11 protein-coding genes and 1 pseudogene are annotated in these 12,511 nt (G+C 60.2%); 5 read left to right on the top strand and 7 right to left on the bottom strand.

Translation table 11 applies throughout. The features are described 5' to 3' along the window. The first annotated feature begins 200 nt into the window (after window positions 1–200). Window positions 201–1,262: a DNA polymerase IV gene (gene dinB, locus GXB78_RS24865; protein WP_329517410.1), complete on the top strand. Its 1,062-nt coding sequence runs from the start codon at window positions 201–203 to the stop codon at window positions 1,260–1,262. 94 nt (window positions 1,263–1,356) lie between these two features. Here the strand turns inward: dinB and GXB78_RS24860 are convergent, their stop codons facing one another. The 4 genes from GXB78_RS24860 to GXB78_RS24845 form a co-directional block, all read right to left on the bottom strand. Next, entirely contained in the window at window positions 1,357–2,310 is a 954-nt protein-coding gene (locus GXB78_RS24860) for a hypothetical protein (protein WP_329517409.1), read from the bottom strand. A gap of 17 nt (window positions 2,311–2,327) precedes the next feature. Beyond that, window positions 2,328–4,043, bottom strand: coding sequence for a proline--tRNA ligase (locus tag GXB78_RS24855; protein ID WP_329517408.1), 1,716 nt, complete (start codon window positions 4,041–4,043; stop codon window positions 2,328–2,330). Between the two features lie 129 nt (window positions 4,044–4,172). After that, entirely contained in the window at window positions 4,173–5,732 is a 1,560-nt protein-coding gene (locus tag GXB78_RS24850; RefSeq protein ID WP_329517407.1) for an AmpG family muropeptide MFS transporter, read from the bottom strand. A 43-nt stretch (window positions 5,733–5,775) separates the two neighbouring features. Continuing rightward, window positions 5,776–6,129: an MGMT family protein gene (locus GXB78_RS24845; protein WP_329517406.1), complete on the bottom strand. Its 354-nt coding sequence runs from the start codon at window positions 6,127–6,129 to the stop codon at window positions 5,776–5,778. A 165-nt stretch (window positions 6,130–6,294) separates the two neighbouring features. Between GXB78_RS24845 and GXB78_RS24840 the strand changes: the two genes are divergently transcribed. Continuing rightward, window positions 6,295–7,302: a DUF481 domain-containing protein gene (locus tag GXB78_RS24840; protein ID WP_329517405.1), complete on the top strand. Its 1,008-nt coding sequence runs from the start codon at window positions 6,295–6,297 to the stop codon at window positions 7,300–7,302. A 178-nt stretch (window positions 7,303–7,480) separates the two neighbouring features. On the opposite strand, the gene GXB78_RS24835 is transcribed toward GXB78_RS24840, so the two are convergent. After that, entirely contained in the window at window positions 7,481–7,690 is a 210-nt protein-coding gene (locus tag GXB78_RS24835; RefSeq protein WP_002554837.1) for a cold-shock protein, read from the bottom strand. A gap of 355 nt (window positions 7,691–8,045) precedes the next feature. On the opposite strand from GXB78_RS24835, the gene dcd reads away from it, so the two are divergent. After that, a complete protein-coding gene (gene dcd / locus GXB78_RS24830) occupies window positions 8,046–8,612 on the top strand; it encodes a dCTP deaminase (protein WP_007940589.1) in 567 nt (188 codons plus the stop codon). 107 nt (window positions 8,613–8,719) lie between these two features. Continuing rightward, window positions 8,720–8,929 carry a hypothetical protein gene (locus GXB78_RS24825; RefSeq protein WP_016771389.1) on the top strand — a complete coding sequence of 70 codons (210 nt, stop codon included), beginning with the start codon at window positions 8,720–8,722 and terminating at the stop codon, window positions 8,927–8,929. Window positions 8,930–8,972: 43 nt separating this feature from the next. On the opposite strand, the gene pdeM is transcribed toward GXB78_RS24825, so the two are convergent. Both pdeM and GXB78_RS24815 read right to left on the bottom strand, forming a co-directional pair. Next, complete coding sequence (gene pdeM, locus GXB78_RS24820) at window positions 8,973–9,626, bottom strand: ligase-associated DNA damage response endonuclease PdeM (protein ID WP_401204697.1); 654 nt, start codon at window positions 9,624–9,626, stop codon at window positions 8,973–8,975. Continuing rightward, window positions 9,623–12,112: a ligase-associated DNA damage response DEXH box helicase gene (locus tag GXB78_RS24815; protein WP_329517404.1), complete on the bottom strand. Its 2,490-nt coding sequence runs from the start codon at window positions 12,110–12,112 to the stop codon at window positions 9,623–9,625. Before GXB78_RS24815 ends, pdeM begins: the two co-directional genes overlap by 4 nt. Window positions 12,113–12,276: 164 nt before the next feature. Here GXB78_RS24815 and GXB78_RS24810 point away from each other — a divergent pair. Then, window positions 12,277–12,511: pseudogene (locus tag GXB78_RS24810) on the top strand (IS110 family transposase); the annotation flags it as partial.

The following is a 12,511-nucleotide window of genomic DNA, read 5'->3' as shown; positions in this document are numbered from 1 at the left end:
TAGCGTTTTTTTGGCCGAGTGATAAGTGTGCAGGGCAGGCAGCGCAAGGCTTTCAGCTCTATTGACCGCTGATCTCTGATTGAAAAAATGAATTCATCGGAAATCTCCTACGGTCGGAAAAGAACATTCAACCACTGGTGCTATATACAGGTGCCAATGAGATACTGCGGCTCCGGCTTGCTACGTTGTCTTTTTCCGACATGACCCAGCGAAAAATCATCCACATCGACTGTGACTGTTTCTACGCCGCCATCGAGATGCGCGATGACCCGCGTCTGGCCGGCAAGCCACTGGCGGTGGGTGGTTCGGCGGACCGGCGCGGGGTCATCGCCACCTGCAACTATGAAGCACGCGCCTATGGCGTGCGCTCGGCGATGGCCTCAGGGCATGCGTTGAAGCTGTGCCCGGACCTGACCATCGTCAAGCCGCGCATGGATGCTTATCGCGAAGCGTCGAAGGAAATTCATACGATCTTTGCCGACTACACCGATCTGATCGAGCCGCTGTCGCTCGATGAGGCTTACCTGGATGTCTCCGACAGCGCACATTTCGGCGGCAGCGCCACGCGCATCGCCCAGGACATTCGCCGTCGCGTTTCCAATCAACTGCACATCACCGTTTCCGCTGGCGTCGCGCCGAACAAGTTTCTGGCGAAGATCGCCAGCGACTGGAAGAAACCCAACGGCTTGTTCGTGATTACTCCGGATCAGGTCGAGGATTTCGTCAGCGGTCTGCCCGTGAGCAAGCTGCACGGTGTTGGCAAGGTCACTGCCGACAAGCTCGGCAAGCTCGGCATCGTCGACTGCCAGCACCTGCGCGAATGGGGTAGGCTGGCGCTGGTGCGCGAATTTGGCAGTTTCGGCGAGCGCTTGTGGAATCTGGCCCGTGGGATCGATGACCGTTTGGTGCACAACGACAGTCGGCGTCAGTCGATCAGTGTGGAAAACACCTACGATGTTGATCTGCCGGATTTGCGCAGCTGCCTCGACAAATTGCCCGAACTGCTCGACACCCTGAAAAACCGCATGGCGCGGATCGACAGCAGTTATCGACCGGGCAAGCCGTTCGTCAAAGTCAAATTTCATGATTTCACCCAGACCACCCTGGAACAGGCCGGTGCAGGGCGTGACCTGGGCAGCTATCAGTTGATGCTGACGCAGGCGTTCAATCGCGGAGGCAAACCGGTGCGATTGTTGGGGGTGGGGGTAAGGCTGGAGGATTTGCGCGACGGGTTTGAGCAGATGGAGTTGTTTGAGCGGTAGATCGTCAAAGCAAAAGATCGCAGCCTTCGGCAGCTCCTACACCGGGATGGTGTACACCCTGTAGGAGCTGCCGAAGGCTGCGATCTTTCAAGGCTTAATTCGGTCCTGGATCCGCAACCAGACGCCCTGCATCCTTGGCCAAAGACTTGAGAAACTCAGTCTGCAACTCGGGATCATTGCGCGTCAGTTCGATCAGGCTCTGTTCCAGTTCGCTGGCTTCTTCTTCCAGACCCAGTTCCGACAGGCGTTTGACCCGGTGCACCCACTGGCTCACCTCGTCATCTTCCAGATCGTCATAAATCAGCCCGTGCGCTTCCAGCAACTTGCCGCGCAGGTGGCCGCTGAGCATCAATGTCGAGTCGGAATGCACATCGTCCTTGGCGTCTTCGACACTGATCTGCAAGCGGCCGATATGGTTCAGATCATGTTCGGCAAACGGACTGTCGAGCAGGTTCAAGCGCAGCACGCCGTTGCGATCGGTGCTCATGTCGAAGGTCTGCTTGCCGGCCTTGACCTGCACCGGCCGCTCGCTCCACGGCAAGCTCGAATACTCCGTACGCTTGTCGCGCTGGACTTCATCGATGCCCGCGAGGTTCTGCTGCGCGCGACCGTTGGACTGCACGTTCATGAACGGGTTGAGCCCGGCGAAACCGTAGCTCAGCCAGTCCTTGGTAACGCTGTCCGGCAGGTTGCCGAGGGCGAACACATTGACCACGTTGGCACCGACACCACCGACCACGGCCACCGCGCCCAGCGGAATCTCGTAGACTTCGCGCCAGGGTTGGTAAGGCGTATAACGGTCGTAACGGCGGGTGACCTCGAACTCGGTGACTTCAAAAGTCTTCTGCTCGTTGATCTTCACGCGTCGCTGCGGCAGCTCGAGCACCTTGGGCTCGCCGACATCGATCTGCAGGCTGTGATCGAGCAGCTTTCGCTCGACCCGCTCTTCGTGCTCGCTGCGTTGCGACATGTGATTGGCGCAGCCGCTGACCAGCAGGGCGCCGCACAGGGCGGCGCCACCGAGGCCTAAGGTGTTTCGCTTGAACATGACGTCTCTATCTGGTTTCAGCGGCGGATACGGGCCTGAAGGAAGGACACAACATCGGCCACCGGCAAGGCTTGCGCCTCGCCTTCGGTGCGACTCTTGTATTCCAGGTTGCCTTCGGCGAGACCGCGGTCGCTGACCACGATCCGGTGTGGAATGCCGATCAGCTCCATGTCTGCGAACTTTATGCCCGGGCTGGTTTTCTTGTCGCGATCGTCCAGCAGCACTTCGAAGCCGGCCGCCGTGAGGTCGGCGTACAGCTTGTCGGTGGCTTCGCGCACCTGTTCGGTTTCATAGCGCAGCGGTACCAGAGCGATCTGGAATGGCGCCAGGGTGTCGCTCCAGATGATGCCGTTGGCGTCGTTGTTCTGTTCGATCGCTGCAGCCACCACGCGGGAAACGCCGATGCCGTAGCAACCCATTTCCAGGGTCACCGGCTTGCCGTTCTCGCCCAGCACTTCGCACTTCATCGCCTTGCTGTACTTGTTGCCCAGCTGGAAGATGTGCCCGACTTCGATGCCACGCTTGATTTCCAGCGTGCCTTTGCCGTCCGGGCTTGGATCGCCAGCGACGACATTGCGCAGGTCGGCAACGGTCGGAATCGGCAGGTCGCGCTCCCAGTTGACGCCGAAGTAGTGCTTGTCATCGATGTTCGCGCCAATGCCGAAGTCGCTCATCATCGCGACCGAGCGGTCGATGATGATCGGCAACGGCAGGTTCAACGGGCCGAGCGAGCCAGCGCCGGCGCCAATCGCGTCACGCAGTTCGGCATCGGAGGCCATGACCAGCGGGCTGGCCACGCCTGGCTGGTTGGCAGCCTTGATTTCGTTCAGTTCGTGGTCGCCACGAATCACCAGCGCGATCAGCTTGCCTTCTTCTTCGGCGTGGACGATCAGGGTCTTGATGGTCTTTTCAATCGGCAGATTGAATTTTTCCACCAGCGCCGCAATGGTTTTGGTGTCCGGCGTGTCGACCAGACGCAGCTCTTCGGTTGGCGCAGGGCGCGAGGTTTCCCGTGGCACCGCTTCGGCTTTTTCGATGTTCGCCGCGTAGTCAGAACCGTTGCTGAAGACGATATCGTCTTCGCCGGACTCGGCCAGCACGTGGAATTCGTGGGAACCGGCGCCGCCGATCGAGCCGTTGTCGGCTTCTACCGGACGGAATTTCAGACCCAGGCGGGTGAACACGTTGCAGTACGCCTCGTGCATGCGGTCGTAAGTGACCTGCAGCGACGCCTGATCGGCGTGGAACGAGTAGGCGTCCTTCATGATGAATTCGCGGCCGCGCATCAGACCGAAGCGTGGGCGGATTTCGTCGCGGAATTTGGTCTGGATCTGGTACAGGTTGATTGGCAGCTGTTTATAGCTGCTCAACTCGTTGCGCATCAGATCGGTGATCACTTCTTCGTGGGTCGGGCCCGCGCAGAAATCGCGACCGTGGCGGTCTTTGATGCGCAGCAGCTCAGGGCCGTATTCTTCCCAGCGCCCCGATTCCTGCCATAGCTCGGCCGGTTGGGTGCTCGGCATCAACACTTCCAGAGAACCGGCAGCGTTCATCTCTTCGCGAACGATGGCTTCGACCTTGCGCATGACTCGCAGGCCCATCGGCAGCCAGGTGTACAGGCCCGAGGCAAGCTTGCGGATCATGCCGGCGCGCAGCATCAGCTGATGGCTGATCACGACCGCGTCGGAAGGCGTTTCTTTCTGTGTGGCGAGCAAAAATTGACTGGTGCGCATGGTTGGCCGTTGTCGGTTGCTATGACTGGAAATGACGGAGCAGTGTACCGGCGAGTTTTGCTGACGTACAGAAGTGTGGCCGGCGCAGAGGTCCAGCGGCGGGATTCCTCCCGCCGCTGGCGAAGCGTCCTACGATTCTTCGGTGGCGGGCGTCGGTGCGGGTTCCGGCGTTGGGGTCGCGCTTTCGCGGCGGCGTTCCTGAAACCAGTGCAGCGCAATCAGCACCAGCGTCGGCACGCCGAGCAGCGCGGTAATGAGGAAGAAGCTGTGATAGCCGAACTTCTCGACCAACACGCCGGAATAACCACCCATCAAGCGCGGCAGCAGCAGCATGATCGAGCTGAGCAGGGCATATTGTGTGGCGGAGAACTTCAGGTTGGTCAGGCTCGACAGATAAGCGACGAACGCCGAAGTCGCCAGGCCCGAGCTGAAGTTGTCGAGGGAAATGGTCACCACCAGCATCTGCAGGTTCGGGCCCATGTCCGCGAGCATGACGAACAGCAGGTTGGTTCCTGCCGAAGCCACACCGCCAATGAACAGGATCGGCAGGATGCCGAAACGCACGATCAACAGGCCGCCCATGCCGGCGCCGACGAGGGTCATGATCAGGCCGAAGATCTTGCTGACACTGGCGATCTGATCCTTGGTGAAACCCTGGTCGATGTAGAACACGTTGGCCATCACGCCCATCACCGTGTCCGACATGCGGTAGGTGGCGATCAGGCCCAGCAGCAACAGCGCCTGCCAGCGGTAACGCAGAATGAAGTCATTGACCGGCGTCAGCACCGGCGCCAATCCACGCCGGCCCATGGCCGACAGACACATCCCCGTCAGCAGCGTATAGAGGATGGCGCGCAGAAAGGCGCGGTCTTCGAGCAGCAAATCGAGCGGGCTCATGTCGCCGAACAGCACGCCAGCGAAATCGGTGTTGTACAGCTGGGTGAACATTGCCGGTACGGAGACCAGCAACACGATCAGCACGAACACCGACATCAGTTGATGCATGAACGTGTAGCGCCCGGCCTGCAATTGCGTGCGCAGCGGCACGGGCGGCTCGCGCATGAACAGCGTCGTCAGCAGCGCGGGCACCATCAATGCGCCGAACAGCACATAGGTGCCGGTCCACGCTGCATGCTTATAGTTGAAGCCAGTGGAGCCGAAGCCTTCGGCGAAAAACAGCGCGCCGGCGGTGGCGAGCAGGGCGGCGACGCGGTAACCGGACATGTAGCTGGCGGCGAGGGCGGCCTGGCGGCTGTCATCGGCGATTTCCAGACGATAGGCGTCGACCGCGATATCTTGCGTGGCTGAGGCAAAAGCGACGACGACGGCAATCGCGATCAGCCAGGACAGATGCTTCTGCGGATCACAGAAACCCATGCCGATCAGGCCGAGAATCACCAGTGCCTGGGAGAGCACCAGCCAGGAACGGCGGCGGCCGAGCTTGCCCAGCAAGGGCAGGCGCCATTGGTCTAGCAGCGGTGACCAGACCCATTTGAACGCATACGCCAGGCCGATCAGGCTGGCATAGCCGATGGTTTCACGGGCTACGCCCGCTTCACGCAGCCACACGGAGAGCGTCGAGAACACCAGCATGTACGGCAGGCCGGCGGCAAAACCGAGCAACAACAGCACGAGCGTCGAAGGACTGGCATAGGCGGCGAGCGCGGCGCGCCAGGTTTTACGGGGCATGGGCTGAAGTCTGCCTCAAAATTGCGAAAACAAAGCGCGCACTCTAACCGCTGTGCTCTACCGGACGCCAGCCATGGCGCCGAATATCCACACGATTGTTCTGGACGGTGATGCCTTCCATGCGCAACCGCGCGCGTTGTTCATCACCGGAGGGGCTGCCGACCGGCAGGCTGATGCGTCCGCCGGCGCCGAGTACGCGGTGCCAGGGCAGCCTGGTGTCGTCGGGCAACTGGCTCAAGGTTCGGCCGACCCAGCGTGCGGCGCGGCCCAATCCGGCGAGTTCGGCCAACTGGCCATAACTGACGACTTTGCCTTCGGGCACTTGCGCGAGTGTCGAGTAGAGCGCCGTGCGTCGGATTTGCGCATCGTTTTCGACGCTGTCGAGCGGGTCTTTCACGTACGCGGCTCCTGAGCATTGGAGTGATGATGGCGACAAGGGTAATCGCTCGTGGCGCAGTTGAGAAATGAACTCAATTGAAATAGTCCGGTCAGTCCTTGTCTTGGGCAAAATCCTACGGATAATGCCGACCCTTTTCGCCAACTCTGAGCCCGCGATCTGCTTATGTTCCCCAGAACCTTGTTGTGCCTTGCTGTTTTCAGCGCGTCCACGCCCCTGCTTGCCGACACCGTCTGGTTGAAAAACGGCGACAAGCTGAGCGGCACCATCACGGTATTCGATGGCGGCAAGCTGTTGATCCAGACCAAATACGCCGGTGCCGTGGCAATTGACTGGAAAGAGGTCAAGACCCTCGACAGCGATCAGCACTTGCTGGTGAAGCAGGACGCCTACTCTGGCGAAGTGTCGAAATCGCTGACAGCGGCGGACGACGGCAAGGTCACCCTGGCCAACGGCGAGGCGCCGAAAACGGTCGAGCTGGCCAGCATTCAGCAGATCCTCAAGCCCAAGCCGATCGTCACCGACCTTGTATGGAAGGGCAACGTCGATCTGGCGCTGGATTATCAACGCGCCGAGAAAGATACCGACGATTACGACGTCGGCTTCAAGACCTCGGCGCGGCACGGTCGCTGGCGGCATACCGCCGAGGGTGAATACAACCGCGAAGTCCAGGATGCTGAAACCACCACCAACAACTGGCGCGCCGAATACTCCCTCGATCGCTTTCTCACCGACCAATGGTTCTGGCAAGGGCGAATCAACTACAAGCGTGACCACATCGAAGAGCTGGCGCGTCAGCGTGTGGTCGGTACCGGTCCGGGCTACCAGTTCTGGGACGACGAGCTGGGCGCGTTCTCGCTGGGTTCGTTGCTCAACCGCACCGATTACGAGTATCGCGATGGCAGCAAGGACAACTTCTATTCCGTCGCGATGAAGTGGGACTACAACCGCTACCTGATCGGCAAGAAGGTCGAGTTCTTCACCAATGGCGAAGTCGGCAAGCCGTTGTCGGGCGTTGCCGATTACGCCCTGGATGCGGAAATGGGCCTGCGCTACAAGGTCACCGACTGGGCGTCGCTCAACCTTAAGGCCGAGCGCGACATTATCAGCGGCACCAACGATGCGGATCTGAACAAGACCCGTTATACCGCAGGGTTTGGCGTGGCCTGGTAAGAGCTTAAAGCAAAAGATCGTCCGAACGCGGCCCGAGCCTTCGGTAGCTCCTACAGGATTTGATATCTCGCTGTAGCAGTTGCCGAAGGCTGCGATCTTTTTTCGCGCCATGAAAAACAAGCGCCCACAAAAAAGCCCCGCTTTTAAGGGCGGGGCTCTTTTCTAAAGAAGCTACAAGTTAGATAACTTGTACTTCTTCAGCTTGCATGCCTTTCTGACCGCGGGTAGCGATGAAAGAAACCTGTTGGCCTTCTTTCAGGCTTTTGAAGCCGTCGGATTGGATAGCTTTGAAGTGAACGAACAGGTCGTCACCGGATTGTGGAGTGATGAAGCCGAAGCCTTTTTCATCGTTGAACCACTTAACGGTACCGGTTTGGCGATTAGACATGGTGTAACTCCTTGAACAAAGATAACTGCGACTCAGGAAGAACCCTGGCCGAGACTGAGTGCAAAGAGCAGGAAAAATTCTTGTAGATGGTTGGATCGAAATTCAACATATCGTGTAGAGATTCTCAGTGACACAAGCAGCACAGTGGCGCCACCTTAACCCTTTTTCCGGAACGTGCCAATGCTTCTTGCAAAGGTTTCTGTGTTTTAGGGATCGGCGGTGCGACGGTTCGTCGCCACATCGCGTAAATACGGGGCGTTCGCCGAGAATTGCGTTGCGCACTTTGAACGAGGCGACGCGCCCGGTAAGATGCCGGACAGAATTTTTCCACCTCGCTATTCAGGACAACCCCGCCATGAGCATCAAATCGGACAAGTGGATTCGCCGCATGGCGCAGGAACACGGCATGATCGAACCGTTCGTCGAGCGCCAGATGCGCGGCAGCGACGACAGCCGGGTGATTTCCTACGGCGTGTCGAGCTACGGCTACGACGTGCGTTGCACCAACCACTTCAAGGTCTTCACCAACATCAACTCGGCGATCGTCGACCCGAAGAACTTCGACGCCGGCAGCTTCGTCGACATCCATAGTGACGTCTGCATCATCCCGCCGAACTCGTTCGCCCTGGCCAGCACCGTCGAGTACTTCCGCATTCCGCGCAATGTGCTGACCATCTGCCTGGGTAAAAGCACCTACGCGCGCTGCGGCATTATCGTCAACGTCACTCCGCTCGAGCCTGAGTGGGAAGGTCACGTGACCCTGGAGTTCTCCAACACCACGAACCTGCCGGCGAAAATCTACGCGAACGAAGGCGTGGCGCAGATGCTCTTTCTCGAATCCGATGAGGAATGTGAAGTTTCCTACAAGGATCGTGGCGGCAAGTATCAGGGCCAGCGTGGCGTGACCTTGCCGCGTACCTGAGTAGCCATCCGACGGATGTCGGGAATTCTTTGGCGGGCAGACACTCTATGGGGTGTACTGCCCGTTTTTGTTACACACAAATCCGGGCCTTCACTGAGGAGTGCCCTATGAAGATCGACCCGCGAATCAGCGCTGAACTGGCAAGGCTTGAGCCCAATCAGATAGGCGTTCTGGCCTGGTCGTTACTGGCGAATCCGTCTTTGAGCCTGTCCGGTGGCGTGCCCGGCCAGCCCGATCCCGATACTCCCAACGAACAACCGACCGAACCAGGTGAGCCCACACTGCCGGACGAACCGCCTCCGGCGCCTGTCGCCTGATCCACTGTCATGAAATGGCCCGTCAGTCCAATCGATCTGCGATCTAGCTGACGGGCCATATTTCGTTGTCGCCGATCACGAAGACTCTGCAGCTGTCGTCGCGCTCGACCTGATAGCCGCCGGTAAACGCACCGAACGCCGGCATCAGGCTGATGCGCTCACCCAACCTGAAACAGGCCAGGCGCAAGCTTTGCCGGCCTCTGCCGTGCAAGCGATAAACGGGATGCACGTGGCCCGCGAGCACGTGCCGCTCGGGATGCGGATCGGGTTCATGCTGCAAGGCGAACGGCCCAAGCAGTAGCGGCTCGGGCACCACGCGGATATTCAGCGAGGCCGGTGGGTCGCCGGCGCGTTTATCATGGTTGCCGCGAATCAGCGTCATCGGCAGGTCAGCGTGCCGCGCGCGCCATTCTGCCAGCGCATTCAGGGTGGTCGGGACATGTGAACCAGGGCCATGCAGAAAATCGCCGAGGAAGATCAACTGGCGACACGGCAGCCGCGCCAGCAACGCGTCGATCACCTCGATGTTGCTCGCCGTCGTGCCATGCGGCACCGGCTGGCCGAGGCTGCGATAGGCCGCTGCTTTGCCGAAATGCACGTCGGCGATCAGCAGCGCCTCCTGCGCTGGCCAGTACAGGGCTTTCTCCGGCAGCAACCACAACTCCTCGCCCGCCAGGCGCACCGGGTAGGCGCTCACGACGATTTGCCGTTATCAGCAGTTTTTTCCAGGTCACCGACCATTCTTCTGATCCTGTCAGCCAGTTTTTCCGAACTCATGCTTTCGCGCATCCGCTCCACCAACAGCGGGAACCCCAATGGTGTAGGACGTTTAACCTGATGCACGTCCAGTTTCATCTGATTGATGCGCTCCAGCGTCTGCTCCAGACGGCGAATATCCAGTTCTTCGCGTAGGACTTCTTCCCCGGCCTGGGCCAGCAGCAGGTTGTCGGCGTCATATTGTTTGAACACTTGGAAAAACAAGCCACTCGACGCCTGCACCTGGCGGGTACTCTTTGGTGCGCCCGGATACCCGGCGAACACCAGCCCGGCGATCCGGGCGATTTCGCGGAAGCGGCGCAACGCCAGCTCGCCAGCATTGAGGCTGGCCAACACGTCCAGCAGTAGGTCATCGGCGTTGAACAGTTGCGCGTCGAGATGCGTAGCCCAATCCACCGGCGTGGCGCTGAGCAGTTCCAGGCCGTAATCATTCACTGCGATCGAGAAGGTCACCGGTTGGCGCTGACTGACGCGCCACGCCAGCAGGCTCGCCAGCCCCAGATGCACTTGGCGCCCGGCGAATGGGTAGAGGAAGAGATGCCAGCCTTCGCGGGATTTCAGTACTTCGGCCAGCAGGTTTTCCGTAGTGGGCAAGCCGGACCAGCGTATCTGCGTTTCCAGCAACGGCCGCAGCGCGTGCATTTCCGGGCCGTTGAATTGACCTCGAGCAGCGGCGCTGAAACGCGCGACCACCGCTTCGGCCAGTTCGTTGGATAACGGCATGCGCCCGCCATTCCAGCGTGGCACAGCGGCTTTTTTCGCGGTGCTGCGTTTGACGTAGGCGGTCATGTTTTCTACCCGCACCAGCTCCAGCAAGCGGCCGGCGAAGAGGAAACCATCACCGGGTTTCAGTCGCGCGATAAAGCCTTCCTCGACGCTGCCCAGCTGTTTGCCGCCGCCACCCTTGCTCCAGAATTTCAGGTTGATGCTGGCGTCGCTGACGATGGTGCCGATGCTCATGCGATGGCGCCGCGCGAGACGCGCATCCGGCACACGCCAGACGCCGTGTTCGTCCGGCTCGACCCGACGATAATCCGGATACGCTGTAAGAGACATCCCGCCGTGGCGTACGAAAGCCAACGCCCAGGCCCAGTCTGCTGCTGTCAGGTCGCGATAAGCCCAGGCCCCGCGGACTTCTTCGTACAAGTCTTCAGGAATAAAGCCACCGCCGAGGGCCATGCTGACCAAATGCTGAACCAGCACATCCAGCGGCTTGTGCGGCGACAGGCGCGGCTCGATGCGCCGCTGTTCGACGGCATCGCGCGCGGCGACCGCTTCGATCAATTCAAGGCTGTGGGTTGGCACCAGCGTCACCCGCGAGGTGCGCCCCGGCGCGTGGCCGGAGCGCCCGGCACGTTGCATCAAACGCGCGACGCCTTTCGCCGAGCCGATCTGCAGCACGCGCTCGACTGGAAGAAAATCCACGCCCAGATCCAGGCTCGAGGTGCACACCACGGCTTTCAGTTGGCCATTTTTCAGCGCCTGTTCGACCCAGTCGCGGGTGTCGCGGGACAGTGAACTGTGGTGCAACGCGATCAACCCGGCCCAGTCCGGCCGCGCTTCCAGCAGCGCCTGATACCAGATCTCCGATTGCGCGCGGGTGTTGGTGAACACCAGGCTGCTGGCGCAGGCATCAAGTTCGGCCACGACTTGCGGGAGCATCTTCAGACCGATGTGCCCGGCCCACGGAAAACGCTCGGTGGCCGGTGGGAGCAAAGTGTCGACCTGCAGGGTTTTTTCGCTTTTGCCCTGAACACTGGCGCCGCCGCCCTGTGGGATCAGCACCTGCTCGGCGTGGGATTGATTGCCGAGGGTGGCGGAAACGCCCCAGACGATCAGTTCCGGCTGCCAGTGCCGCAGGCGGGCGAGTGCCAGTTGCAGTTGCACGCCGCGTTTGTTGCCGAGCAATTCGTGCCACTCATCGACGACGATCATGCGCAAGGTCGACAACGCGGTGCGTGCATCGGCGCGGGCGAGCAGCAGGGTCAGGCTTTCCGGGGTGGTAATCAGTGTCGTTGGCAGGCGCCGGCCCTGACGAGCGCGTTCGCTGCTGCTGGTGTCGCCAGTGCGCAGGCCGATGCTCCACGGAATCTGCAAATCATCCACCGGGTTTTGCAGTGCGCGGGCAGTGTCGGCGGCAAGGGCGCGCATCGGCGTGATCCACAGTACCGTCAGCGGTTCGGCCGGCGGTTTGCGTTTGCGCGGCGTGGCCACGGGCGGTTGCAAGCGGGCGAAGCGATTGAGCGCGGCAAACCACACCGCATAGGTTTTGCCGGCGCCGGTGCTGGCGTGGAGCAAGCCGGATTCGCCGTTTTTCACCGCCGCCCACACCTGTTTCTGAAAGGCGAACGGCTTCCAGGCGCGAGCGCTGAACCAGGTTTTTGCAAAGTCGGGGGATTTCGCCATGCCGGCTGCGTGCGCTCTGGAGGTGTTGTTTCAGAGACCACAGCAACAGACCAAAGGTTTAAAACAACGCGATTCCCTTGTAATTAAATGGACTCGCCCAAGCCGAGGCGTCTGTGCGCCACGGTGGCATTCTTATAGAAGCCAACGACAGCGAGGGCGAGGCCATGAAAAAGCTTACGACGATTGATCAATCTTTGTCAGCCGACGTGTCGGCATGCTCCACAGTTGCGATAGATCTTGCCAAGAGGGTTTTTCAGGTGGCTGGGGAGGATGCCCTCGGTCAGGTGATTTTCGAAGATCGAATCAAGTCGCGAGAAGCCTTTCAGGTATTTCTGCGTGGGCTTTCCGCGAGCGTTACGGTGTTAGTTGAAACCGGGCCCGGCGCTCAAGCATGGGCGA

The sequence above is a fragment of the Pseudomonas moraviensis subsp. stanleyae genome, assembly GCF_036283065.1.
GTDB classification, from domain to species: domain Bacteria; phylum Pseudomonadota; class Gammaproteobacteria; order Pseudomonadales; family Pseudomonadaceae; genus Aquipseudomonas; species Aquipseudomonas stanleyae.
This window is presented reverse-complemented; position numbering and strand designations above follow the sequence as displayed.

Coding starts and splice junctions, on each gene's coding strand:
- dcd (WP_007940589.1), top strand. CDS start 8,046: ATGAGCATCAAATCGGACAAGTGGATTCGCCGCATGGCGCAGGAACAC.
- GXB78_RS24855 (WP_329517408.1), bottom strand. CDS start 4,043: ATGCGCACCAGTCAATTTTTGCTCGCCACACAGAAAGAAACGCCTTCC.
- GXB78_RS24860 (WP_329517409.1), bottom strand. CDS start 2,310: ATGTTCAAGCGAAACACCTTAGGCCTCGGTGGCGCCGCCCTGTGCGGC.
- GXB78_RS24835 (WP_002554837.1), bottom strand. CDS start 7,690: ATGTCTAATCGCCAAACCGGTACCGTTAAGTGGTTCAACGATGAAAAA.
- GXB78_RS24825 (WP_016771389.1), top strand. CDS start 8,720: ATGAAGATCGACCCGCGAATCAGCGCTGAACTGGCAAGGCTTGAGCCC.
- GXB78_RS24815 (WP_329517404.1), bottom strand. CDS start 12,112: ATGGCGAAATCCCCCGACTTTGCAAAAACCTGGTTCAGCGCTCGCGCC.
- GXB78_RS24840 (WP_329517405.1), top strand. CDS start 6,295: ATGTTCCCCAGAACCTTGTTGTGCCTTGCTGTTTTCAGCGCGTCCACG.
- dinB (WP_329517410.1), top strand. CDS start 201: ATGACCCAGCGAAAAATCATCCACATCGACTGTGACTGTTTCTACGCC.
- GXB78_RS24850 (WP_329517407.1), bottom strand. CDS start 5,732: ATGCCCCGTAAAACCTGGCGCGCCGCGCTCGCCGCCTATGCCAGTCCT.